23 protein-coding genes, 1 rRNA gene and 1 pseudogene are annotated in these 25734 nt (G+C 40.2%); 18 read left to right on the top strand and 7 right to left on the bottom strand.

Annotated features, from left to right (window positions below; all coding sequences use genetic code 11):
• The first annotated feature begins 112 nt into the window (after positions 1-112).
• The 8 genes from BUB11_RS24855 (at position 113) to glmS (ending at position 10752) form a co-directional block, all read left to right on the top strand.
• A complete protein-coding gene (locus tag BUB11_RS24855; protein WP_073033153.1) occupies positions 113-844 on the top strand; it encodes a PIG-L deacetylase family protein in 732 nt (243 codons plus the stop codon).
• Complete coding sequence (locus BUB11_RS24850) at positions 845-1993, top strand: DUF362 domain-containing protein (protein WP_073033151.1); 1149 nt, start codon at positions 845-847, stop codon at positions 1991-1993. It abuts the gene before it with no gap.
• Positions 1994-2071: 78 nt separating this feature from the next.
• A complete protein-coding gene (locus BUB11_RS24845; protein WP_073033149.1) occupies positions 2072-3097 on the top strand; it encodes a DUF1786 domain-containing protein in 1026 nt (341 codons plus the stop codon).
• Between the two features lie 105 nt (positions 3098-3202).
• A complete protein-coding gene (gene cdaA / locus BUB11_RS24840) occupies positions 3203-4015 on the top strand; it encodes a diadenylate cyclase CdaA (protein WP_073033147.1) in 813 nt (270 codons plus the stop codon).
• A 2-nt stretch (positions 4016-4017) separates the two neighbouring features.
• On the top strand, positions 4018-5283 hold the full coding sequence (locus BUB11_RS24835) for a CdaR family protein (protein ID WP_084110554.1): 1266 nt from the start codon (positions 4018-4020) through the stop codon (positions 5281-5283).
• Positions 5259-6860, top strand: a complete 1602-nt coding sequence (locus BUB11_RS24830) for an NAD(P)/FAD-dependent oxidoreductase (RefSeq protein ID WP_073033145.1) — start codon at positions 5259-5261, stop codon at positions 6858-6860. Before BUB11_RS24835 ends, BUB11_RS24830 begins: the two co-directional genes overlap by 25 nt.
• 99 nt (positions 6861-6959) lie before the next feature.
• A complete protein-coding gene (gene glmM, locus BUB11_RS24825) occupies positions 6960-8297 on the top strand; it encodes a phosphoglucosamine mutase (RefSeq protein ID WP_073033143.1) in 1338 nt (445 codons plus the stop codon).
• A gap of 631 nt (positions 8298-8928) precedes the next feature.
• Positions 8929-10752 (top strand): glutamine--fructose-6-phosphate transaminase (isomerizing), encoded by a 1824-nt coding sequence (gene glmS, locus BUB11_RS24820; protein ID WP_073033141.1) that lies wholly within the window; start codon positions 8929-8931, stop codon positions 10750-10752.
• Between the two features lie 236 nt (positions 10753-10988).
• Here the strand turns inward: glmS and BUB11_RS24815 are convergent, their stop codons facing one another.
• Together BUB11_RS24815 and BUB11_RS24810 are read right to left on the bottom strand one after the other, a co-directional pair.
• Positions 10989-11447 (bottom strand): hypothetical protein, encoded by a 459-nt coding sequence (locus tag BUB11_RS24815; protein ID WP_073033140.1) that lies wholly within the window; start codon positions 11445-11447, stop codon positions 10989-10991.
• The gene (locus BUB11_RS24810) at positions 11434-11649 is read right to left on the bottom strand and encodes a helix-turn-helix transcriptional regulator (RefSeq protein WP_073033139.1); all 216 of its coding nucleotides are present in this window, start codon (positions 11647-11649) and stop codon (positions 11434-11436) included. Before BUB11_RS24810 ends, BUB11_RS24815 begins: the two co-directional genes overlap by 14 nt.
• 305 nt (positions 11650-11954) lie before the next feature.
• On the opposite strand from BUB11_RS24810, the gene BUB11_RS24805 reads away from it, so the two are divergent.
• The 4 genes from BUB11_RS24805 to BUB11_RS24790 all read left to right on the top strand — a co-directional run bounded on the left by BUB11_RS24805 (position 11955) and on the right by BUB11_RS24790 (position 16577).
• The gene (locus BUB11_RS24805) at positions 11955-12773 is read left to right on the top strand and encodes a TIM barrel protein (RefSeq protein WP_073033138.1); all 819 of its coding nucleotides are present in this window, start codon (positions 11955-11957) and stop codon (positions 12771-12773) included.
• Between the two features lie 290 nt (positions 12774-13063).
• Positions 13064-14416, top strand: a complete 1353-nt coding sequence (locus BUB11_RS24800) for an APC family permease (RefSeq protein ID WP_073033137.1) — start codon at positions 13064-13066, stop codon at positions 14414-14416.
• 344 nt (positions 14417-14760) lie between these two features.
• Positions 14761-15558: an AraC family transcriptional regulator gene (locus tag BUB11_RS24795; RefSeq protein ID WP_073033136.1), complete on the top strand. Its 798-nt coding sequence runs from the start codon at positions 14761-14763 to the stop codon at positions 15556-15558.
• An 83-nt stretch (positions 15559-15641) separates the two neighbouring features.
• Entirely contained in the window at positions 15642-16577 is a 936-nt protein-coding gene (locus BUB11_RS24790) for a DMT family transporter (protein WP_073033135.1), read from the top strand.
• 156 nt (positions 16578-16733) lie between these two features.
• On the opposite strand, the gene BUB11_RS24785 is transcribed toward BUB11_RS24790, so the two are convergent.
• Together BUB11_RS24785 and BUB11_RS24780 are read right to left on the bottom strand one after the other, a co-directional pair.
• The gene (locus BUB11_RS24785) at positions 16734-17144 is read right to left on the bottom strand and encodes a YsnF/AvaK domain-containing protein (RefSeq protein ID WP_073033134.1); all 411 of its coding nucleotides are present in this window, start codon (positions 17142-17144) and stop codon (positions 16734-16736) included.
• Between the two features lie 92 nt (positions 17145-17236).
• Positions 17237-17713 carry a YsnF/AvaK domain-containing protein gene (locus BUB11_RS24780; RefSeq protein WP_073033132.1) on the bottom strand — a complete coding sequence of 159 codons (477 nt, stop codon included), beginning with the start codon at positions 17711-17713 and terminating at the stop codon, positions 17237-17239.
• Positions 17714-18215: 502 nt separating this feature from the next.
• Between BUB11_RS24780 and BUB11_RS24775 the strand changes: the two genes are divergently transcribed.
• Positions 18216-18428, top strand: coding sequence for a hypothetical protein (locus BUB11_RS24775; RefSeq protein WP_073033130.1), 213 nt, complete (start codon positions 18216-18218; stop codon positions 18426-18428).
• Between the two features lie 286 nt (positions 18429-18714).
• On the opposite strand, the gene BUB11_RS24770 is transcribed toward BUB11_RS24775, so the two are convergent.
• Entirely contained in the window at positions 18715-19260 is a 546-nt protein-coding gene (locus BUB11_RS24770) for a GNAT family N-acetyltransferase (RefSeq protein ID WP_073033128.1), read from the bottom strand.
• 572 nt (positions 19261-19832) lie between these two features.
• On the opposite strand from BUB11_RS24770, the pseudogene BUB11_RS24765 reads away from it, so the two are divergent.
• Positions 19833-20306: pseudogene (locus BUB11_RS24765) on the top strand (isochorismatase family protein).
• A 245-nt stretch (positions 20307-20551) separates the two neighbouring features.
• A complete protein-coding gene (locus BUB11_RS24760) occupies positions 20552-21469 on the top strand; it encodes a ketopantoate reductase family protein (RefSeq protein ID WP_073033126.1) in 918 nt (305 codons plus the stop codon).
• Between the two features lie 455 nt (positions 21470-21924).
• Here BUB11_RS24760 and BUB11_RS24755 read toward each other — a convergent pair whose 3' ends face one another.
• A complete protein-coding gene (locus BUB11_RS24755; RefSeq protein WP_073033124.1) occupies positions 21925-22311 on the bottom strand; it encodes a nitrite reductase in 387 nt (128 codons plus the stop codon).
• A 237-nt stretch (positions 22312-22548) separates the two neighbouring features.
• Between BUB11_RS24755 and BUB11_RS24750 the strand changes: the two genes are divergently transcribed.
• Entirely contained in the window at positions 22549-23577 is a 1029-nt protein-coding gene (locus BUB11_RS24750; protein WP_073033122.1) for a 3-deoxy-7-phosphoheptulonate synthase, read from the top strand.
• Positions 23578-23611: 34 nt separating this feature from the next.
• Positions 23612-24367, top strand: a complete 756-nt coding sequence (locus BUB11_RS24745) for a sulfite exporter TauE/SafE family protein (protein WP_073033120.1) — start codon at positions 23612-23614, stop codon at positions 24365-24367.
• A 123-nt stretch (positions 24368-24490) separates the two neighbouring features.
• Here the strand turns inward: BUB11_RS24745 and BUB11_RS24740 are convergent, their stop codons facing one another.
• A complete protein-coding gene (locus tag BUB11_RS24740; protein ID WP_073033118.1) occupies positions 24491-24991 on the bottom strand; it encodes a hypothetical protein in 501 nt (166 codons plus the stop codon).
• Positions 24992-25575: 584 nt separating this feature from the next.
• On the opposite strand from BUB11_RS24740, the gene BUB11_RS24735 reads away from it, so the two are divergent.
• Positions 25576-25734, top strand: a 16S ribosomal RNA gene (locus BUB11_RS24735); the annotation flags it as partial.

Here is a 25734-nt window from a genome sequence, read left to right as displayed (position 1 = left end):
ATAATAAAACAGATACTAATTAGTAATTAATTATTTACGTAATTGATTTACATAAGTTAAACTTCTGTTCAAGGTTACTGGAATAAAGGAAAAGAAAGGGTGAAGTATAAGTATGGCAAAAGAGATGCTACTCATCTTTGCTCATCCTGACGATGAATCCTTTGCCTTAGGCGGAACGATTGCTAAATACGCCGAACAAGGGATAAGGATTACCCTAGTGGTTGCGACCAAAGGAGAGGCTGGTAAAGCGGCAGGGATTTGTAAACCGGAAGAACTAGGATTAGTTCGAGAGCAGGAACTTCGGCGTGCTGCAGACGTCTTGGGGATCTCTGAGGTCATCTTTCTAGGATATAAAGATAAAGAAGTTCCACTCTCTCCGCCCCTGGAAATAGTAGAGAAGCTTGTTCGAGTTATACGTAAAATTCGTCCCCAAGTTGTGATTACCTTTGGAGCAGACGGTGCCTCGGGACACCGCGACCATCGGGCGATCCATTACTTTACGAAGGCTGCCATTCGACTGGCCAAAGAACTCATAGAGCCGGAATGGGGAACCCCGTATATTTTGCCTCGACTTTGCTATGTTCAGTCCGGATGGAGGCTTTCGGAGGATGTATTACAGGAAATTGACTATATTATCTCGATCGAACAATGGGCTGAGAAGAAAAAGAAGGCAATCATTGAGCATCGAACGCAACTGTTCTCTCAACAGAAATTTGAGGCAATGGACGAACGAATAAAGCAAAATTATTATAGCCGAGAGTATTTTCAATGTGATTTTGAATTAAGTGTCTTTCCTGGACGTGGTGAGGATATCCTTGCAGATTTGGAGAGGGTGGATTCTTAAGTGAAAGAAAAGGTAGTACTAAAATTTTGCCCAGACTATACAGCGGATGTAGAGAAGAGTTTGAGGGAAGGACTAACGGAATGGGGCGGAATGTCTACCTTTGTGAAGCCTGGGCAAAGAGTTTTGCTTAAAGTAAATCTTCTCATGAAAAAACGGCCAGAGGAAGCAGTCACAACCCACCCTAGCGTTGTTGAGGCCGTGGTTCGCCTCGTTCAGGAGGCGGGTGGGATACCTATTATAGGGGATAGCCCAGGCGGGCCCTATACAGTAAATGCACTGCAAACGATCTATGCAAAATCGGGGCTGCATGAGGTTGCAGAGCGGACTGGCGCAATTCTAAACGAAGATATTGGGCAAACAACGATCCAATATCCTGAAGGAAAAATCATTAAAAGTTTAACTGTTACAAACTGCGTCTTAAATGCGGATGTAGTTATCCCTATCTCAAAGCTTAAAACACATGCCATGATGACCTTCACAGGTGCAGTTAAAGTTCTGTTCGGGGTAATACCTGGACTCTTAAAAGCAGAATATCATCTAAAGATGTTTAAAATCTCGGATTTTGCAGATCTCTTGGCAGACATTGCTACTTGGGTAAATCCAACCCTAAGTATCATGGATGGGGTTGTGGGGATGGAAGGGGATGGACCCTCATCAGGTAAACCACGAAACATTGGAGCACTGATTATGAGTACTGACCCTTTCGCCTTAGATGTTGTAGCTTCAGATCTAATTGGCTTAAAGCCTGAAAAGGTTCCCACGCTGATGGCAGCACGTGCACGAGGTTTTACAAGCCGACTCAATGAATTGGAATTGAAAGGGGACCCGCGTTCTCTTTGGCGAATTGAAAATTTTCTAATCCCTAAAGCAGTATCCACTAATTTTCTGGATATGGTCCTTTTGCCGCAAAGTGTAAAGAATTTTGCAGTTAACCGTGTACGCCCTTTTCCAATGTTCGAGCACGAGAAGTGTGCAGGGTGCAGAGACTGTGTCAATAATTGTCCGCCGAAAGCATTGAAAATGGATGAGAATCAGCGGCCTGTGGTTGATTTGCAAGCTTGTATACGTTGTTTTTGCTGTCAGGAGCTTTGTCCACATCATGCAGTAAAGCTCTTTAAACCCTGGCTGGGGAGAAAACTGCTAAAGTAAATACCGGGGTATGCTAATGCTAGATTATCGATCTGAATTAGATTAAGAAGTATGTATTTGGGCGGAGGGTGTTAATAAATGGCAGAAAGTGCTCTAATAATTGATGTGGGATCAGGCACCCAGGATATTCTTATCTATCAGCCGGAGAAGAATCTGGAAAACTGTCCGAAGTTTATTGTTCCTAGTCGGACCCAAATTGTAGCAACCAAGATTCGCAAAGCTACGGATCGAGGAGAGGGAATCTTTCTGCATGGGTATTTGATGGGTGGAGGGGCAAGCTCTGCGGCACTGAAAAAGCATGTAGGCGCAGGTCTCAAGGCTTATGCAACTGCTCAGGCGGCAGTGACCTTTAATGACAATTTGGCTGTAGCTGAGGGAATGGGAATCGTGCTTTGCGAAGAAGCGCCAGAATCGGCAACTCCTATTTGGCTGGGAGATGTTGACACATCCTCTTTGCGACAAGCGCTTGAAGCATTCAGTCTTAACTATCCATTAAAAGCAGCGGTTGCAGTCCAAGATCATGGATTTAGCATATCTGAGAGTAATCGAACTCTTCGGTTTCGACTTTGGGAAGAGTTCGTTATGCAGGGGGGAGACTTGCGAAAGCTAGTTTTCACTCAGGATATTCCAGAGGTATATACCAGAATGCGTGCAGTTCGAGAGATTATTCCGGAGGCAGTCCTGACAGATACCGGGACAGCGGCACTCTTGGGAATAATGGCTGATCACTATGTGAAACCTCACTTGGATCAAGGAATCTTAGCGGTTAATATAGGAAATTCACATACTCTTGCCGCCGCTATTCGAGGTGAGCGGGTGTATGGAATATTCGAACAACACACTAGTATGCTCAATCCAGAATCTCTTGCTCATCTTATTAGACAATTTCAATTAACTAAATTAACCAATGCGGAGATCTATGAGCAAGGAGGGCATGGGGCGACCATTCATCCTGAAATGAGCCCAGGCTGGGATTTTGTTGTGGTTACCGGCCCCAGAAGAAGTATGGCAAAATCCCTTCACTGGTATGAAGCGGCACCCTATGGGGATATGATGTTAACGGGGTGTTTTGGAATTCTGGCTGGCATGGGAATCACTGAGTAAAAAAAGTTTTAAAAGGGCAAGGACTTTTTACACAAATGGAGAATTTAACAGAGAGAGTAAACACTCTCTTTCGCAGATTTGAGACATTAGAAACGGGGGAGGACCATGGCCGAATTCTTATCACAATTTCGTAATTTTGGACTGCGTAGCGCTATTGATATCATTGTTGTGGCAGTGGTCTTCTACCAGTTTTATATGCTCATTAAACGCACGCGTGCTGTTCAGTTGGTTAAGGGAGTAATGGTCCTTTTAGTCGTATTCTTGCTGGCGAAATTTTTTCAGCTAACAAGCATCACTTGGTTGTTAGATAAACTCATTCAGATGTTTGTCATAGCCATTCCTGTTGTTTTTCAGCCCGAACTAAGAAAGGCTTTAGAGCAATTGGGACGAGGAAGATTTTTTACGCGTCATCCCTCAGCACCGGGCGTGGATACCTTAGAACAAGTTGTAGAAGAATTAGTGCGTTGTACACAAGTCCTTTCCAAGAATCGGATTGGGGCTTTGATTGTGCTTGAACGACAAACAGGAGTTCAAGATTTTGTTGAAACGGGAATTAAGATTGATGGCATGGTTTCATCTGAGTTTTTAGTTAATATCTTCATTCCGAATACTCCGCTCCATGATGGTGCAGTGATTATTCGGCGGGATCGTGTAGCCGCTGCGGGGTGTTTTCTCCCATTATCTGAAAATCCCAATATCAACAAGGAATTGGGAACACGCCATAGAGCGGCATTGGGGTTGACAGAAATTACGGACTCCTTGGCTCTCGTTGTCTCGGAGGAAACTGGGGCCATATCGATTGGGATAGATGGTGCCTTGACTCGTTTCACAGATGAGAAAACATTACAGGAATTATTGCTGAGGGAACTCGATGTTAAAACTATCTCCTCATCAGTCATTCCATTTTGGAGGTGGTAGTCATGCTGGAGATATTTCGGCGAAACCTCGGCGTTAAGGTGGTTTCGTTCTTATTTGCAATCATATTTTGGTTATTTGTGCTTAACCAAGAAACTCCTGATAAGCTACTCCCTGAGCAGACTCTGACTATTCCACTTGTAGTCAGCGGATTGAATCAAGATATGGTTGTTATGACCCAGCTTCCTTTAGTTCTTGTTCGTTTTCAAGGGATTAATCCCAGTGCTAATATCAAAAATATCTATGCGGTGGTTGATCTTTCCGCCGGAGTGCCTGGGGAAAGTACTTATGGCATTAAAGTAAATGCGCCCCAAGGAACTAATGTCGTTGACCTTCAACCAGCCAATATTAAATTAAAGCTAGATTCTGTCCAAGAGAAGACGGTTCCAGTTCAAGCCATTATTTCAGGTACCCCTGCGACTGATTATCAAGTGGGCAACCTGATTATTAAACCTTCTGCAGTCAATGTACGCGGACCCAGTTCTATGGTGGGTACTCTAGACAAAGTGATTGTGGAAGTCAGTGTAACAGGAGCTAATGAGACGGTTCAGGTTTCTCGACCAGTAAGTTTTCGAGATAAAGAGGGTAAGCCAATTTTCGGACCGAACCCGGGCATGGATATTTTAAGTGCCTATCCGAGCAGTGTGGATGTGATTGCTCCAATCATAGCGAAGGAACTTTCTTCAAAGATGATTCCGTTGAAAGTTACCAGCACTGGGATACCGGCCCCAGGAATGGAACTTCGGGAGTTAGTCCCCTCTCCGGCCAGTGTACAAGTTTTTGGTACTTCTCAAGCTTTAAAAGAATTTGACTCAGTGAATATTGGTCCGGTAGACATTACTAATCTAGCAGAAAATAAAACATTTCAGATTCCAATCGAGCAAGTAACGTTACCGGCGGGAGTTTCCTTTTTGAGTGGGACAACCTTGAGTGTTATCGCTCAGATTAGCCCAGGACCCATTCAAAAGAGTATTTCGCAGGTTGCGGTTAAAATTCATAATATTGGAGAAGGACTAGAGCTAGAACAGCCTATTCCTCCTGTTGATATTGTTATCGAAGGCCTTTCTGAGAGCGTAAAAGACGTAAAAGCAGACCAGATCCAGCTTTGGGTAGATGCTTCTGGTCAGGCAGCCGGCAGCTATAAAGAGGTTAAAGTTTTCTGGCAGCTCCCTCCGGGAGTAACAATGCCCACTACACCGCAAGTTAACTCCTTCCTATGGTGGGAGTCTTGGGAGTGGACAAATACGTGGATTTTGTGTGGTCGAATTTGAGAATCCCTGTAGAAGAGGATGTTTTCTTAACGACTATGATGGCTCGTAAGCTAAAAGTATCAGAGCATAGTATAAGCGGTCTTCGTTTCCTGCGGCGTTCCTTGGATGCTCGTAAAAAGCCTCATCTTGTTTTCGTCTATACGATTCAATTCTCGCTTGAAGTACCTAGAACTGAGGGGAATCGAATTTTAGCGCGGGTTACAGGATTAAAGGAAGCACCTATTGAGGTTCCCGTTATATGGACTAAGCCCACTAATAGTCTAATTCATCGTCCTGTAGTGATTGGCGCTGGACCGGCAGGATATTTTGCTGCCTTGACCTTAGCACGAAGGGGATATGCTCCGCTTGTACTGGAACGGGGTGACTCAGTCGAGGAACGAACACTCAAAGTTAGGGGATTTTGGGATACTGGGAAGTTAGATACGGAGAGCAATGTACAGTTCGGGGAAGGCGGTGCCGGGACATTCTCGGATGGAAAGCTCACAACACGAATTCAAGATCGACGGATTTCGGATGTTTTAGAGACCTTCGTCAAGCATGGAGCCCCTTCCGAAATTCTATATTTAGCCAAGCCGCACATTGGGACAGACATACTTAAAGATGTGGTCAAAAGACTTCGACAGGAAATTGTGTCTTTGGGTGGAGAGGTTCGTTTTCGGGCTAAAGTAACTGGATTACAGACCTCTTTAGGCCGTCTAAGAAAGATTATCGTCAACGGAGAAGAGGAAATCCCTGCCGAAGCAGTCATACTAGCTATTGGGCACAGTGCCAGGGATGTTTACAAGTGCTTATTTGACATGAACCTTACTTTGGAAAAGAAATCATTTGCTATTGGTTTGCGGGTTGAACACCCGCAGTCGCTTATTAATCTGTCCCAGTATGGAGTCGAGGAACACCCGCATCTCGGACCAGCAGACTATCAGCTGACTTATAAGGATGTGCGAACAGGCCGAGGAGCCTATGCTTTTTGTATGTGTCCGGGAGGAAAGGTTGTGGCAGCTGCTTCTGAAGAGGGAGGGGTTGTTACGAACGGTATGAGCGGCTATGCTCGGGATACGAAGATTGCCAACAGTGCCATAGTTGTGACTGTAGGAGCGGACGATTTTCCCACTGCGCATCCGCTAGCTGGTCTGGAATTCCAAAGATCATGGGAACATAAGGCGTTTATTGCAGGCGGGTCAACTTACATGGCTCCAGCTCAACGAGTTATAGACTTTTTGGAGCGGCGCATTACAAATAGTTTTGATTTGATACCTACTTATTCGCCGGGCGTTGTATCGTATAATCTACATGAAGTGCTACCGGATGCTATCGGAGATGTGTTAGAAAGAGCACTTCGAGTTTTCAATGGGCAAATAAAAGGATTTACTGGAGAGAAGGCGACTTTAACCGGGATCGAGACAAGAACCAGCTCTCCCATCCGAATTGTAAGAAATGCTCAGGGGGAATCCTTAAACCTAGCAGGGCTATATCCAGCAGGTGAAGGAGCGGGATATGCCGGGGGAATTACAAGTGCTGCCGTAGATGGGATAAGAATCGCCGAATTTCTTATGGCGCAATTTGCTCCTATAGAGTAAACTAATGTAGTTGACTTTAATCATTAAGAATAACGATGTTGAAGATTAAGAACATTTTGCAAGAATAGTAATACACTAGATAGGAAGGGAGGGAACGATTTGGATCGACTCTTTGGAACTGATGGGGTGCGTGGTGTGGCGAACAGTCAGCTGACCCCCGATCTCGCCTTTCGGCTTGGTCAAGCCGGCGCTTATGTACTTAGCAAGGAGCATCCACACCCCCGAATCATAATCGGTAAAGATACCCGGATCTCTGGAGATATGCTGGAAGCGGCACTTATCTCTGGAATTTGCTCTGTTGGAGCGGATGTTTTGCGGGTAGGAATATTACCAACGCCTGGAATCGCCCTCTTAACGCGTACTCTTGATGTTAGTGCCGGCGTCGTAATTTCGGCGTCCCATAATCCTGTACAAGATAACGGAATTAAGTTTTTTGATTCAACAGGGTATAAATTACCAGATGCTGTCGAAGATGAGATTGAAAGAATCGTAGTAAGTACAGAAAAGCCTTGGCAGACTCCGATTGGTGGAGAGATCGGACGGGTCATTGATGTAACCGATGCAGAATCGCGTTATAAAGATTTTCTTAAGTCGACTATCGGGCGTCTGGATGGGATTAAGGTTGTTTTGGATTGTGCCAATGGAGCAGCATCGTTTGTTGGTCCCAAAGTATTACAAGAGGTTGGGGTTGAGGTAATCTGTATTTGTAATACACCCGATGGAGTAAATATTAATGCAGATTGTGGTTCAACACATCCGGAAAGGTTACAAAAGGCAGTTCTGGAACACGGTGCAGATCTTGGATTAGCAATGGATGGAGATGCCGACCGCCTCATTGTGGTAGATGAACAAGGAACTATCTTAGACGGGGATTTCATCATACTGATTTGTGCCTTAGCCCAAAAATCGAAGGGGAAATTAGCTCAGAATGCAGTCGTGGTTACTGTCATGAGCAACTTAGGCTTACACCTTGCCTTAAAAGGGGCAGGAATCCAAATCTATGAGACACAAGTCGGGGACCGCTATGTTATGGAAGAATTAATCAGAACCGGTGCTCAGCTCGGCGGAGAGCAGTCTGGTCATATAATTTTCCTCGACAGCAATACGACAGGGGATGGATTATTGACTGCCCTTCAGTTGTTATCTGTGATCAAGGAACGACAACTTCCGCTATCCAAGCTCGCTTCTCAAATGCAACGTTTACCTCAGGTTCTCCTCAATGCCAGAGTTCAACATAAGGAACGTTTGATGAAAGATGCCAGAGTGCTTGCCAAAGTACATGAGGCTGAAGAAATACTCAACGGTCAAGGCAGAGTATTAGTTCGCCCCTCTGGAACAGAGTCTCTTATTAGAGTAATGGTTGAAGGTCCGGATCAACAAAAATTAAAAGAATTAGCCCAAGAGGTTATTAACACTATTATGCAATGTGATGAATAAAATACCAGTAGATAACTTTTGGATTTCGCTTATAATTATTCATGTGCCTTTTTTAGTTAAGCATTATAGCTTAATAAGAGGCACATGAACTAACCAGTTCGCAATATTATCTCAGGCCGAGCGATTAATTGGAAAGAAGGTGATGCTATACGTAATAGATAGGTAAGGATGCTTTTTGGATGGACAGTTGAATCAGTCAGGCAATAATATAAGCGCCAGGACCTTAGCGGTTATTTATTTAAGGTCGACGAGGAAGAGGGTTATCGAATGATTCGGCGGATCCCTCTCGGTGGCTTGTCACCGTAAAGCTTGCTTAAAACCGAAGAGTAATTTTCGGGACAAAGGCTAAGCTGACAAGACAAGGGGAAGATGTGTTCAATTTGATCCCCCTTGCTTGTGTTGCCTAGAATATGAATCAACAAAGTCGTCCACTTAGGCCGGCTTTTATTATTTTTTAGAGCAAAGGGAAGATTCCTAAGTTTCAGGTTAAATTATGAGTAACGGTGCAGGGGAAGTGTTTTGTTTTTAGAGCTTTATGTAAGAAGCGTTCAAAAGAAAAATCTTTGGGTTTGCACATAAAGAGGACAAAGATGGTAGGTACTAATATTTAGAGTGAGAGGGGTAAACACATATGTGTGGTATCGTCGGATATATTGGAAAACAGGTGGCTATTCCCATTTTAGTGGACGGTTTGAAGAAATTAGAGTATAGAGGGTATGATTCAGCAGGGGTAGCCGTCTTAGATTGTGAGAAAATCGTGGTTTCTAAAAGTGTAGGGAAGCTAGTGGCCTTAGAAGAAGAACTAGGACAGGCTTATTCCCAATCTTGCATTGGGATTGGACACACTCGGTGGGCGACACATGGTCGACCCTCTCAGGTCAATGCTCACCCTCATTGCGATTGCAAACAGGATTTTGTGGTAGTGCACAATGGAATTATCGAAAATTACTTGGAATTAAAAGATATGCTCATTGAAAAAGGGCATAAATTTGCCTCGGAAACTGATACAGAGGTTTTGGCCCACTTACTTGAAGACTACTATGAAGGAGACTTCGAGGGAGCTGTGCGCAAGGTTCTAAAGACGATCCGCGGGTCCTATGCAATGGTCGTTTTAAGACGCCTAGATCCGAATAAGCTGGTGGCTGCCCGCAAAGACAGTCCCATGGTGGTCGGGCTCGGAGACGGAGAGTTTTTTGTAGCTAGCGATATCACAGCGATTTTAAACTATACTCGTAAAGTCTATATTTTAGATGATGGCGAAATGGTAGTTATTACAGAAGATGGGGTTAAGGTATCAGACTTCGAAGGTAACTCTCGTACGAAAGAAGTCTACGACGTAAAGTGGGATGCGGTGGCTGCTGAGAAGGGCGGATATGAGCACTTCATGCTCAAGGAAATCCATGAACAACCTAAAGCCCTAAAAGACACGATGTTAGGACGCTTGGAAGAAGATAAGGTTATTCTTCAGGAAGTAGATTTAACGCTTGAAGAATTAGCCCAAATTAATAAGGTTTATATCGTTGCTTGCGGTACAGCCTGGCATGCAGGATTGGTTGGCAAGACATTGATAGAACGGTGGGCACATCTTCCTGTTGAAGTAGATATTGCTTCTGAATTTCGCTATCGTTCCCCCCTTGTGGATAAGCATACCCTGGTTGTGGTCGTGAGCCAGTCTGGCGAAACAGCCGATACCTTAGCGGCCCTGCGTGAAGCTAAAAACCGCGGTGCACGTGTAGTTGCGGTCACGAACGTTGTAGGCAGCACAGTATCCCGTGAAGCTCATGATGTGATCTTTACTTGGGCCGGCCCAGAGATTGCAGTAGCTTCGACGAAAGCCTATACAACCCAGTTGGAAGGAATGGTTTTACTGGGACTCTATCTCGCTCAGGTCAAAGGAACGTTGCCCACTGAGAAGATCGGGGAGATTATCACTGCTCTGAAGAGAATTCCAGCTCAGGTTCAGGAGCTTTTGGATCAGGCTGGTCTAATTGAAGAATTAGCAAAGTCGTTTGCTAAAGTAGAGAATACCTTCTTCATTGGTCGTTCATTAGACTGGGCCGTCGCCATGGAAGGGTCTCTAAAACTGAAGGAAATCTCCTATATCCACGCCGAAGCTTATGCGGCAGGCGAGTTGAAACACGGCACATTAGCCTTGATCACGGAGAATACACCCGTAATTGCGTTAGCTACCCAACGGGATGTGTATGAAAAGACTATCTCCAATGTCAAAGAGGTAAAAGCCCGGGATGCTAAAGTAATCGGCTTAACCTACGCAGGAAATACCAGCATGGCAAAATCAGTTGATCATGTGATCTATATTCCGGAGACCATGGATGAGCTTTCACCGATTCTTACAGTTATACCGCTACAACTTTTATCGTACTATGTATCCGTTGCTAGAGGGTGCGATGTCGATAAACCGAGGAATTTGGCGAAGAGCGTGACGGTGGAGTAGGGTTTTGTGGGGTTATATTGGTGTTGTGGTGCAAAAAAAATACTGTATCTACAAAATAAATGTTGTAACTGGATGCTAAATACTGTGACTAAAATTATGAATAAATATGCACCTGGAATGTGAGAAATCAAAAAGTTTGAGAAAAACGTCGAATAGTTTGATAAAGTAATAAGGTCATATAATAAGACGCTTACCCCTTAAGATTAAATTGAAGGGTTAAGCGTCTCAATATATAGTTAAGTGCGTTTATCATGATAAATATTAGCACCTATAGAAGCAACAACCATAATAGAAGGTACAATTGCCACTCCAACAAAAATCCCTAGTAAGCCATTATATATTGTTGCATCCGTTAAGCCATTATATTTTATGACTCCTATGGCAACCATCAATAACGCAGTCAGTACAAGAAATAAATTAAAGGTGATTTTAAAAGCACTGCTTTCAGCCTTGAGGGTAACTAATTTTCTTCTTTCATCGGCATTTTGCTCATCTTCTTTAGTACGCTTACTATTCAGACCTCTATATACCTGACTGACACCAAATAGTACACATAAAATAGTGAAGAAGATACTTTTAACATTGCTTACAGTATTCAAATCATCCGGATCATTTATTAAAAGTATAAAATAAGCAACTGCTACTAGCAGAAAGGATACACCACTCCAAAAGCCTTTTTTATTATATATTTTCATTTTTTAGATTTTCCTCCAAGCTATATAATGTTTCAATCGTAGTATTAAAAACTAAAGCGATTTTATATGCCAACATTATAGATGGATTGTACTTCTCTTTTTCAAGTGAAATAATAGTTCTATTTGAAACGAAAACCAAATCAGCCAATTGTTGCTGCGTCATATTTTTACTAATTCGAAACTCCTTAATTTTATTTTTCAACGATTTACCAACTTTCTATAATGTGAAGTGTGTTTCGCGTGAAGTACACTTCGCATTATAGTTGTAAACATAATATATTGTCAAGAGAATTGCTCTTGTCCAGCTTAATAAAAATCTTTGAATTGGGTCCAAGGTTAATCGTATTTGCAGGGAGTTCTAAATTTTCCCGCTCCTCTAGTTAATCCAGATATAATTAAGATTATAAGCTTTGACAAACTGGGTAAACATAGATATTAGCCTGAAACCTCCTTTTATTGTATATTATGTTAAATTGATTCGCCTTGAGGTCAAAAAGGATGATTATAATGGATACACTTTTATTTGGCATATCTGGTCTTCCGTTAGGAAACGGTTACACCAAATTTAGTTATGCTAGTGGGATAGACTATGCTAAGTCAATAGGGCTTGATGCAATGGAGCTCCTTTTTGTCAGAAACGTTAATGTTACGGATAACAATAAGGGCCTTATATTACAAGCTAAGTTAAAAAATGATTTTTATTTATCAGCACACGGCTCCCACTACATAAATTTAAATGCCAATGAATCGGATAGACAGGAACAATCCATAGAAAGGATCTTAAAGGCTCTGGAAGGTCTGGCCAAAGTTGGAGGGAGGAGTTTAATCTTTCATCCAGGCTTTTACTTGGGAGTCCCCAAAGAGGATGCGTATAAGACCATAAGGGACAATTTATTACGCCTTCCCCTAACCGGGGTGGATTATAGATTAGAGACAACTGGAAAGGGAACGCAATTCGGCACACTTGAGGAACTAGTGTCTTTGTGTAAAGAAATTAGCTCGTGTAAACTATGTATTGATTTTTCACATATACACGCAAGATACAATGGCAAACTAAAAGGGTTTAATGATTTTGCGATAATACTTCAGTATGTCTTTGATGAACTCGGAAAATCGGCTTTGGAAGACTTGCATATTCATATGGGAGGCGTAAATTACAATGAAAAAGGTGAGCGGAACCATCTCCCGTTGTTAGAAAGTGACTTCAATTATGTGGATTGCCTAAAGGCTATAAAGTACTTTAACGTAAAAGGTTGCATAATAGCTGAAGGTCCTATGGTGGAAAAAGATGCACTGTTACTAAAAGAAACCTTCGAAAGGCTTTGATTGTTGGTTCCGTCGCACGTTGGTGGATGAATGTTCTGAGAAAACTTTTTGTTTAGGGGTTCGCACTTTTGCGCAGAATATACAATTGAGCGTAGTGATCGAAGGGTTTGCGGATTTGTCGCTGAGAATGCACTGGGTATTCTAAGAATGTTTGAACTAGCGGTTATAAAAGGCGCTTTCGTAAAAATGATTAGAGACTAGCATTTATTTTTTTGAGACTTTATGTTACAGTAATTAAATTGCAAATATAATTTTTTCCTACAAAATATTTGGTAATGAGGAGATTAATTATGGAACACGGACTAGAAAAAAAGTACGGTCTTATGACTGCTATAGCGATGGTTATTGGTATTGTAATCGGCAGCGGTGTATTTTTCAAAGCAGAGAAGGTTTTAACCGCTACCGGTGGCAATCTTCCCCAGGGTATCTTGGCCTGGATCATCGGCGGAATAATAATGATTGTCTGTGCCTATGTTTTTGCAACGCTGGCCACTAGATATGAGAAAGTGAATGGTGTTGTTGATTACGCTGAAGCTGCTCTTGGCGGTAAGTACGCTTATTTTATTGGTTGGTTCATGGCGGCTATCTATTACCCAACTCTAACCTCTGTACTTGCATGGGTCTCTGCCAGATACACGTGTGTTTTGCTAGGATGGGATATAGTAGGGGCTGAAGCGATGGCCATTTCTGGTTTTTACCTGGTTGGAAGTTTTGCATTAAATGCACTTTCTCCAAAGCTTGCTGGTAAGTTCCAGGTCTCCACTACCATGATCAAGATTGTACCTCTTGCTTTGATGGCAGTTGTAGGGATAATTGTCGGTCTAGGAAACGGCATTTTGGTTAGTAACTTCACTAGTGGGGTCATTGCTAATGTGACTACCGAATACCCGCTGTTTACTGCTGTTGTTGCTACCGCTTTCGCCTATGAAGGCTGGATTATTGCAACTAGTATCAATGCTGAATTAAAGGATGCAAAGAAAAACCTCCCTCGGGCACTTACCTTTGGGACAATGTTTGTTGCTTTGATTTACATCCTGTATTACACAGGACTAGCCGGGGCTGTTAGCAACAGCGTTATGATGCAAGGTGGCGAAACGGGAGCAAAGCTGGCATTTTCCACTGTATTCTCTAACATGGGAGGTACAGTTCTCTTCGTATTCGTAGTAATTTCTTGCTTAGGAACGTTAAATGGTTTGATGATGGGTTGCACCCGCGGTTTCTACTCTTTAGCGGCTCGAGATATGGGTCCTGAACCAAAAGTTTTTAAATGCATCGACGTAAACACCAATATGCCGACTAACTCCTCAATTTTAGGGCTTCTGCTAAGCGGCGTTTGGCTGTTGTACTTCTTCGGTTCAAATCTGACACCTGCTCCTTGGTTTGGCCCGTTTAGTTTTGATAGTTCTGAACTCCCCATTGTTACCATCTATGCCATGTATATCCCCATTTTCATTATGATGATGGTTAAAGAGAAGTCTCTGAACTTTTTTAAACGTTTCCTCATGCCGTCACTTGCGATCTGCGCCTGTGTCTTCATGGTGATCGCTGCATTCTATGCTCACAGCAAGGCAGTGTTCTACTACCTTATTATTTTCATCGTAATTATGGCATTTGGGATGATTATAACCCCTAAAAAGAAATAAAGTTGGGGTTGAATATGGAGGAGATAACACAGTAATATTTTTAGTACGTTATAGTGTCTTTTGTGTTTCCTTGGACGGAATGTTCTGAGGAAACTTTTTGTTTGAAGAAAAACGTTTCTTTCCTTAGCGGGGGAAGGAAGAAGGTCGGGGGGGTCTTTCAAAGTCACAGGTCTTTATAGAAGCAACACTTGAAATCTCCCTGATATTTGTATAGATTTATAAGTAGAAGGGAAAATGGCAACGTAGAAACTGTTTGACGTTTGCATTAAGGCGAGGATTTGTGAATTTTGATACAATAAAAACAGACAATGCGGTCGAAAGAAAAATCATTAATGGAGGTATTCATGACTGGTGTTTGGTATTTTCGAGATAGTGAATTTCCTGATATAGAAATAAAATCTTGTAGTGATTCAGTTCATTCCTCCAAAAAACATGCTCATGAAGAGCTTTCAATAGGTCTGGTTGAAAAAGGGATTAGCGTAAATGAGTACGAGGGCCAAATGTTTGAAGCAAGTCCGGGTTATCTGGTTATAATTCCTCCGGAAGTCATTCATAAGTGTTCACCTCAGAGTTATGGGTGTTGGCAATTTAAGATGTTATACATACGTCCTTCATGGCTAAAGGTAGCGTTCGGCTTACAAACCATAGATTATATTTCAACGGTAAAGATGTTGGATAAGAATAATTTGAAGCAAACTACAAATCTGTTTCGAATATTACTAAGTAAGTTGCCAACGATACAGAAAGAAAGTTGTCTAATTCGGGAGTTACCCAGACTGCTTAGTTTTGGATTTCTCCTTGAAGGGGACCAAGAATCCTTCGATAATCACAATATTAGGGCGCTTAAACTCTCCCGTGAGTATATGGAGGACAATTATTTAGACAGAATCACTCTGGACAACCTAGCCAACGTCTCTGGACTAAGTAAATATCATCTTATAAGACTATTCAACAAAATGTGTGGTATCTCTCCACATGGATATTTAACGATGCTGCGGATTAACCATGCCAAAAAGGAGTTGCTTAAAAATATTTCTATTGCTGAAGTAGCGGCTAATGTAGGATTTTATGATCAGAGCCATTTTTCTAAAACATTCAAACAGTATTTAGGTATTACACCGGATTATTATAGAAGGGCTTAACTAGAACATTGGAACAATTTTTTCCTATATTCTTTCTTTATATAGGCCGTAAAATATGATAAAACGGCTAAGGAGGACAGCGGATGAGCGGGAGAACGTTATACGGGCATTTGATTGCGTTGCTTACAGTATTTATCTGGGGAACAACCTTTGTTTTCACGAAAATTTTACTAGATAATTCAACCCCAGTTGAAATACTATTTTATCGATTTCTAATAGGGTATTGCGCACTATTTTTGCTTTACCCGAGGACCCACAAGACAAAAGGACTGAAAGAAGAACTATTGTTTTTTGGATTGGGACTATCCGGAGTTTCATTATATTTTCTATTAGAAAACACAGCTTTGCAATTCACACTAGCTGCCAATGTAGGGCTTCTATCAGGGACAGTACCTATTCTGACGGCAATTGTGTCACATTTTTTTACAACTGATGAAAGGTTTAGCAGAAAGCTCGTTTGGGGTTTCTTAGTGGCCTTCGCTGGAACGGCCATGGTAATTTTTAACGCCCAGGTTGTATTGAATTTGAATCCCTTGGGAGATTTTCTGGCACTGATGGCACCATTAGCCTGGGCTTTCTACTCAATTTTGTTGAAAAAAGTAGACCATAGTTACAATCCTATTTTTGTAACCAGAAAGACGTTTTTTTATGGACTTCTTACAGTGATTCCAATCATGATTTTTCAAGATGCGAATTTTATACCGGAGAAAATAGCTTCCCTTCAGTTTAGTTTAAATATTGGATTCCTCGGCCTGATCGCTTCAGCTCTATGTTTTGTTACCTGGAACAGAGCTGTTGAGATAATTGGTACAATCAAGGCAAGTAACTATATCTATCTAGTTCCGCTGATCTCAATGGTCACTTCGATTCTCGTATTGAATGAAAAGGTTACAAATTTGGCAGTGGCGGGCGGTTTCTTAATTCTCACCGGTGTATACATATCTGAATACGGTTTTAAAGCAGAATGGTTATATGAGCTTGTGGTCAAAAAAACGGATGACCTATCAAAGCAATCTTAGTAATGTGGTAAGCAGATCTAGAAATCATCGTAAGACTTTAGCCGGGCAGATGATTGTTAGGAAACAGCAATTTTAGTTGATATAATCTTAGCGGAAGATACATCTGAGTGTTGTACTTACGGAAGTCATTATGAAATATCAAAACGGATTTATATGCTAATTTTGATCGTCTCTGAGTATTGGGGACCCAAGAATTTTAATGGCAGACTCCTCCCTCCTCAAGGTCTCTTCAATATGTTGTATTTCTTCTATTTGTTGCTTATAGATAGAGACATCCTCTAAAGAAACCATGCGTTTAGTAAACTCAACCTGTTCTTCACTAAGACGAATACGGATAACATCCGGAGGTTCATTTTGTTCAGGAGTGGCCGAAAAAGGGAGTTTCTTCTCTATAACGAGCTCCTCGTATTCTACAGTCAAAGTAAAGTTTTTTTCCTCGGTGAAGGATTCCCTATAAATCTTAACTTCACCTGTTTGTATCCACTTTTTTGCTAAAACAAGCTGTTCTTCTTTAAGCTGCAGCGTCACATCAATAGTGGAACTTTCTCTGTCAATTGGTATGTCCATTAAATATCTTTCTCTCCAATCATTGGGAAAAACACCTCACCAATCACGGATGAGAATTGGTGAGGTGTTTTCTGCGTTATTTTAATGATTAATTAATGATATTGTTGATCGGATACATTATCAATGACATCGGGGTTACCAAATTCTTTAATCCGAGCTTCCTCTCGTTTAAGGGTCTCATCTATATGCTTTGTCTCTTCGATATCATGTTTATGCGCTATTACTTCCCCTGTTATTACAGTGCGTTTACCTACATCAACTTTCTCTTGACTGACAGGAATTCGAATGGTTTCTTCGGAGGTTATAGGTGAATCACTCTGTTCATTGTTTAAGGTTCTTCTTTCGATCACTATTTCTTCACGTAATACAGGAACATCCATAATCTTTTGTTCTTCAATAATTTCTTTACCAAACTCTACTTCACCTGTTTGCACTCTACTTTTGCTAATATCAAGCTCCTCTTGACGGAGAAGAAGCTTTGCTTCCTCAGTCCTTGTTTCGTTCTCATCAACTTCGTTTTTCACATCTTTCGCATCGCCGTTTCCAAAAATATCATCCAATATACCCATTTATTAAATACCTCCTTCTTTCTATCCATTTATATAATACCCTTCAAAAAAGTCTATTATCCGAGTAATGTGGAATCAATTGCATGTTACATTTGTTGTGGCTCAACGTGGGTGAAAATATAAAATTACAGCAGTATGATATATCCATGTCCTATTATTGAAAATAAGGACAGATAAATACCCGTTCCGCTTGGTTTATTGAGATGGATAAGGGAGAATGACATCGTTTGTATATGTAACGAAAAAGGAGTTATCGCCAGAGTTAGGAAACATATCGTGTTGATCGTTTGGGTTAGATTATAATGTATCACATACAGAAAATGGTCATCGAATTTGAAGATGAATGTTTTCGACGCTGAATCAGCGTCTTTTTTCGTTCTTGCATATTCTATGGAGGAATTTAGAAACAGATGAAGAATATTGAAGTGAGTGGTAAATTTTGGCTGACTCTTCATGTTGAACTTAGACTTAATCAAGTCAAGCGGAGAAGGGGGAACTTATTATGGTTTGGCTCAATGTTGATAGACCAACTAAGAAGTGTACCTTACACATGAATAGTAGTTGTACCTACTTACTAAAGAAAAGTGAGACCGACAATAAAGGAATAGGAAACTTGAAACGAGATGGCGGGTGGTTGAGTTTTACTGATCCAAAACTGGCAAAGTTATATCATCAAAGTAATTTGCCTGAGTATGAATTCATTGACCATTGTTAAACAAAACAACCCTCCACAAAAAAGGGAGGGTTGGGTATTTGTAGCATAGAAAAGGTCTCCGATTAGAATACAATACCCATTGCAATAAGCATAAGAATTGAAATAACTATGATACCAATACCTGCACAACATATTAACATCGGCACATCCTCCTTTTCCAGTATATTACATAATATTCTTCCCCTCCTTACTTGACACAAAATGGAAAAGGAAGAATAACGTCAAAAATAAACCAGCGTAATCTGACTATGACTGATTTCGCTGGTAATTAAGGCGAGGGTATTCGCTAGCGACTGTAGCGGCCTTGGTAACCTGGGAAGTTGTGTAATTCTTCGGGTTTAAGGAGTCTAAATCCCATTTTAGTCCAAAATGCACGAGCCTTAGCAACAGATCCAAGAACGATGTACTTGAAGCCCAAATCACTAGCAAAATCTTTAAGCCATTTGATACAGAAAGTTCCAATCCCCTTTCTTAGAAGCTGCGAAGGTAATGTTAACAGGTCTACGTAAATGCCTTGTTTAGCGTTGCAAAAATGAAACCAGAATTGAGTAAAGTCTTCTTCGTTTGGATCATCTAAAACCACAATATCAGTCCCGTAATGCATTATCTCGAATTGAAGTTGGTAGTTTATATTTAAAGCGTCTTTTAAAAATTCTAGCTTGAGTTGAGCGTTCTCGTAGAACAAAAGCATATCTGGCTCTCTCGACGTAAGCGCTGGCGGCTCATAAACGAAAATCCCAGTATCTTTTAGATCGTTGGGAAAGCAATAATCTGAGAATGTTAATTCATTTACCCCATGCTTGGTTTTATGAGATTTGATTCTTCCCCACAAACAACGCAATTCTTGAACAACATATAATCCACTCCTCTCAGATGAAGAATCTTTATGTTATATCATATGAATGAAATAAAATATATAACAGAATATTTGGATAATTATTTACCGACTAACATACTTATTTTTGGATTAATTCTATTGAAAATTGCCAACCTGCAGGGTTATTGGGTAAACATTATGCTATAATGAGTAACTAAAAAGAGCTACCCAGAGGGCGGCTCTCCTTTAGTTTTAATCTAACTCCTGGTGTCGTTTTTAGCATTTGCTTGATTTTCGCTCTCTTCCGTAGGATAAGGGACATAATATGAGTAGGGATCACACTTGGCAAAATAGGATAGCATTTTAGAAAATGATGTTTTAAAAGTCATTTTTATCACCTCACAATATTTGTTAATTATAATATTTACTCTATTTATCGTACTATGCAAAAGCATAAGGATTGAATTCAATGCGAGGTCTAAGCTAATAAGTTTAAGAGGAGGAGAGTGAACATTGGACAAATACGTTTTAACATTGGAAGAAGCCGTTCTATTGATTATCGATATTCAGACAGATTAGTTCCTGTTATGAAATATGGAGAACAAGTTATTCAAAACACCAATACGATAGTCTCTGTTGCCAAAAAATTAGGGGTACCAATAATTGTCACAGAACAATACCCTAAAGGCCTAGGCAAAACTGTTTCAGATGTAAGTAACAATGTCGAGGGAGCGTTAACCTTCGAAAAGACTACCTTTTCAGGTTGCACAAGTGAAGTAACTTCCGCACTAAAAGACTAGGACGAAAGAAGATTTATTATTACTGGAATGGAAACCCATGTTTGTGTTTTTCAAACGGTAAGGGATTTACTTGCCAACGGTTACCAGGTTTTCGCAGTAGGTGATGCAGTGTGTTCACGAACTAAGAGAAATTACCTGAACGGGTTATCTCTTATGTCGTCTATGGGAGCAGTAGTTACTAATGCAGAAACAATATTCTTCGATTTTATTAAGCAAGCGGGAACGCCTCTATTCAAGGAACTTTCCAAACTGATAAAATAGGGTTGTTTCGGGTACATACGAGTCATATTCAATAGTGACTATTTTAACCATATGGGATGTTATGAATACTATCTAAGTGCACAAATAAAGATTACAATCGGAAAATCAAACATAAGGAAGTTCATCTGAAGATGGAGAGTATTAGAAGCCTACTCGATGGTACACATAATCGCTTAAGAGCAATTGAATTATAACAGAATGTATAGGGGCATAAGACACTTATAGGCAAGGGGCGAGCTTGGAAGATGACGATCAAAACAGTTTCGATTATAGGCTTAGGTGCTTTAGGGATAATGTTTGCAAAGCATTTTTCCGGTAATTTACCCAAAAATGATGTGCGTGTTATTGCAAATCAAAGCCGCATTCAGAAATATGAGAGGAATGGAATCTTTTGTAATGGTGAGCGTTATAATTTTAATTATGTTTTACCTGAAAGCAAGCAAAAGCCTGCAGACTTATTGATTTTCTGTGTGAAATTCAATCAATTGCAACAAGCGATTGAGGACGCCAGGCATCAAGTGGGAGAGCATACAATCATTCTTTCGGCACTTAATGGAATTTCCAGTGAAGAAATTATTGGAAAAACTTTTGGAATGGAAAAAATGCTTTATTGCGTTGCTCAAGGGATGGATGCAGTAAAAATTGAAAACAAGTTGACATATAGAAACATGGGAATGATATGCTTTGGTGAGAAAGAGAATACAGTCTGGTCTGAGAAAGTAACTATTGTTGCAGAATTTTTCAATAGTATTGATTTTCCTTATGAGGTGCCGATAAATATGAATCATCGTTTGTGGGGGAAATTCATGTTAAATACAGGAGTTAATCAGACCGTAGCAGTGTTTTCCACAAATTATGGCGGTATTCAAGTTGAGGGTGAGCCTAGGAATGTTATGATAGCTGCAATGAGGGAAGTTATCGCCCTCTCTTGCAAGGTGGGTATAAATTTAGATGAATCAGATTTAACGTATTGGTTAAATGTCCTAGCCAACTTAAATCCTCTGGGGATGCCGTCTATGCGTCAAGATATGGCAGTAAACACTAAAACTGAGGTAGAGCTTTTTTCAGGAACAGTTATCGAATTGGGAAGGCAATATCACGTACCAACACCAATAAATGATTGGCTGTATCATAAAGTATTAGAGATGGAAAAGGACTTTTAGAAAATCAAGATATTCTAATGGGTGTTTAGCGTTACTTTCTACCAGAGATCAATAGAGGCGGAATTGTCAGGTTGTCTATTTTTAGGATATAGCATCCTGTTGCATCACATTTTTGATGTATCAGAGGCGCGATTTGCACTAATCAGATAAATAAATCAAAGGCAACCGCTGGATCGATTAGCGGTTGCCTTTGATTTATTTATGCAAAATACTTTCGACTAACTATACTAACTCTCCTGTCTCGCAAAAAAGGGGTATACATCGCTCGTTAAATACAGGTTTAGCTATCCGGCGGAGTTATGCACTTGTAGGGATATGGTTTTTTTGATGATTACACTAATTCCTTAACTTGGAAGTTCTATTTAAAGAGTTTTTGCTTATCCACTAATAAATAATCACACAAATAATATATCGATTGAACATTAATCGATATATTATTTGTGTGATTTACGATTCTATCCTTTGCTCTTCTGTAATTCGCTAAGACGATTATTAAAATAGGTTTTGACTTGCTCAACATATTCCGGTTTTAGGGAGAATTTACTGAAGTAACAACTAAAATCCCTATCTAAGCCGTAAGTTCCAGACTCAACCCATTCCTCATCAAGTGTACAGGTCGCTTTAATCTGATCGTACAAATAGCTAGAGCCTGAGAATGTTTCAAATAGATTATTCAACTCGTTATCTATCTGTGGATGCGGTAGAATAACATTAAAAGGCTTTTTATAGTTGCCATATTTATATGTACCTTCTTCTTCCCAGACAAAAGGTTCTTCGCAAGATTCCAAGATAGCTTGACAGGTTTTAATCATTCCTTCTATATCTTCAATCTCTAAGGACATTTTTAACACCTCTGAAATGATTTTTGTTTAATTATACTATGATATAGTGAAAAAATGAACTTTATGGTTTATTATGAAAGTTTTCAATAGGAAGAATGTTTAATGAAAGGGGGCAGTTCAATAATGAGACGGCTATTTGGAGATTTTTTGTGCTGACAATCATTGCTAGTCTTGTATAAAAAAACTATACTGAAGAATGTAGTTGTTCTTAGGCAAAAAGCAAAAGGAGAATATGATATGAGTATGAAGTTCATTAAACGAATACCTACTGCCGATGAAATAATAGAGGAGATACCTTTACCAAATCACATTAAAGATATTAAAGAAACCAGGGATAAGGATATAAGAAATATTCTCGAGAATAAGGATGAAAGGTTTATCCTTATAATAGGCCCATGTTCAGCGGATAATGAAGATTCTGTCTGCGAATATATTGGGAAGCTTGCCCAAGTTCAGGAACAAGTAAAAGATTCAATTTTGATTATACCTCGAATCTATACAAATAAGCCTCGAACGACTGGTGAAGGTTATAAAGGCATGGCCCACCAACCAGACCCGAGTAAAAAACCGGATTTATTTGAAGGTATAAAAGCGATAAGAAAAATGCATTTAAGAGCATTATCTGAATACTACATGCCTGCAGCCGATGAAATGCTCTATCCGGAAAATTATACCTATCTTTCAGACGTTTTGGGATATATTGCAATTGGTGCTCGTTCGGTGGAAAATCAGCAACACAGGCTAGCTGTAAGTGGAGTTAATGCACCTGTTGGTATGAAAAATCCTACAAGCGGCGACCTGTCTGTAATGCTAAATTCTATTATAGCAGCGCAGCAGGGCCATACTTTTACATATTCCGGATGGGAAGTTGAAACAACAGGCAATCAGCTTACTCATGCAATTTTAAGAGGGGCTGTCGATTCTAATGGCAGAAATATTCCAAATTACCATTATGAAGATTTAATTCGTATTGCTCAAGATTATGAAAAACTACAACTTTTAAATCCGTCAATTATCGTTGATACAAACCACGCAAATTCTATGAAATGTTATTCAGAACAGCCTAGAATAGCAAGAGAAGTTTTGATGAGTAGAAAATATGACACTCTGCTTAAGAAAATGATCAAAGGCCTCATGATTGAAAGCTATCTAGAAGAAGGTAAGCAAGGTATCGGTGAAAATATTTATGGAAAATCGATAACAGATGCATGTCTTGGATGGGAGAGCACAGAAAAATTAATTTACAATATTGCTGAAAATGTTTAAATTCAATTAATTCTAAGTGGAGTTGATTCATACTTTGGAATTTTTACAGACGTTTAATTTAACTATTACCCAGTGGACTTGGATCTTCGTTGCGGCATTCCTGATAGGGTTTTCAAAAACCGGAATAAGTGGATTGTTAATGCTTGTCATTCCTATATTGGCCGTTGTATTTGGAGGAAAGGAATCAACGGGTGTTATTTTGCCTATGCTCATAGTGGGCGATTTGATTGCGGTATGGTATTACCATCAGCATGCCGAGTGGAAGGACATAAAAAAACTATTGCTTTGGACTTTAGTTGGACTTGTATTGGGTTTAATTGTGGGGGAATTTATCAATGATTCACAATTTAAAACCCTCATAGCTATAATAGTTCTAATATGTCTAATTAGCTTGGTTTATACCGAAAAAAAGGGGGACAGCTTGAATGTTCCGAAGAAGTTGTGGTTTTATGCGCTAACCGGAATTCTAGTCGGTTTTACATCGATGATTGGTAACGCTGCTGGTTCAATTTTAACCATTTATCTGCTGGCGTTAGATTTTAAGAAAGAAAGTTTCATGGGTACTACTGCTTGGTTCTTTTTAATTATAAATTTAACTAAGCTTCCTCTACAAATTTTTGTGTGGCAAAATATTTCAATAAAAAATATTCTGCTTGCCTGTGGTTTGATACCCGCTATCGCAATAGGTGCTTTGGTGGGAGTGGTTATTATAAAAAAGCTCAACGATAAAATTTTTCGATATATTGTAATAGCTATAACAGCTATTGCATCAATAAGGCTTTTTATGTGAACGAAGCATCAAGATGTATTCGTGTCATGAAAATGAATCATGATAGTTTGAGTAGGAAATGACGTGGAGGATACCTGTTCTCACTTAAGAGCACCCCTTAAGTAGGTGGGGTGCTCTTCTTCTTTAATGTTTTTCGAGTCGATTGATTACCCGTTGTATAAGGATTCTTGAAATATCTATTTCGTTTTTGTCATTAAATGCCTTGGTCATATATTGAGATAGTTTTATTGAACCGTATTTACTGACCATTCTCATGATGATCTGCCTTGTTTCTACACTTGGCTCAATTCCTGTTTCTTGTTTAAATACTTCCAATAACTGTTGGTCTTCGGTTGTGGGCATACTCCATTTACCCAGTATGGCCCAATGGCGAACCATTCCTATGAGATAGCTTAAGTGTTGTTTGTCTTTACTTTTTTTGGCGAATACACTTATGGCATCGTTTAGATAATCGTAGGCATCTATTTGTCGGCTTTTCAGTTGGTAATAGAGCTCCCGCAATCCCTCTTTATCTTCTAGGGATAGATTAAGTGAAATGCGATTCCGGTAAAGCTGGAGAATTTCATTGATTTGTTGGGTGTCTGGATCGGCTGACGGCATTATAGTTAGTTGTGTTTGTTTCAATTATGTTAACCTCCTGCCATTATTTTTGACAAATCAGGCAAGATGTAATCACTGATCATTACAATAATCCTTCATATGAATTATAAGCCTGTATCTCAACTGAGTTCACTCAAACTATGTAATTTAATATATCCAAGTGCCCAACATGTAGGCTGGCATGTTTTGTTTGTTTATGTATAATAAACTAAATCCAAGGAACATCATTTTCTTTTTAAGCTCCTCGGAAACAATGGGGAGGCCTTATGGGGACAAAGGTATCTACTCTCTACGAAACGTTTGGCCTGGATAAAAATAACAGTAGACAGCACGCTCTAAAGATGATATTCTAACAAAGCGTCAAAACGACGCACAGGGGATTGAAAAGCTAAGAGATTAAAAATCTTTGAACTTTTTAACCAAACAAAGTTAAATTAGCTATTGACAACGAGAGTTGGAAATGCTAAGATACAATTCCGGCCTTAAACAGCCAAAGAAAATGATGGTCTTTGAAAACTAAACAACAAGGACAGCCAATGAGAGAGACTCGAAAGAGTTTCAAAAGAAATCATGAGCGAATCATCTTCTTCATTGAAGTGAGATAACTTTTTTTGGAGAGTTTGATCCTGGCTCAGGACGAACGCTGGCGGCGTGCCTAACACATGCAAGTCGAACGGAGAATTTCAATAAGTTTACTTAGAGAAGTTTTTAGTGGCGGACGGGTGAGTAACGCGTGGGTAACCTACCCATAAAGCCGGGACAACCCT

It is taken from the genome of Desulfosporosinus lacus DSM 15449 (assembly GCF_900129935.1).
GTDB classification, from domain to species: Bacteria; Bacillota; Desulfitobacteriia; order Desulfitobacteriales; family Desulfitobacteriaceae; genus Desulfosporosinus; species Desulfosporosinus lacus.
The sequence above is the reverse complement of the archived record's forward strand: the minus strand, read 5'-3'. Positions and strand labels throughout refer to the sequence as shown.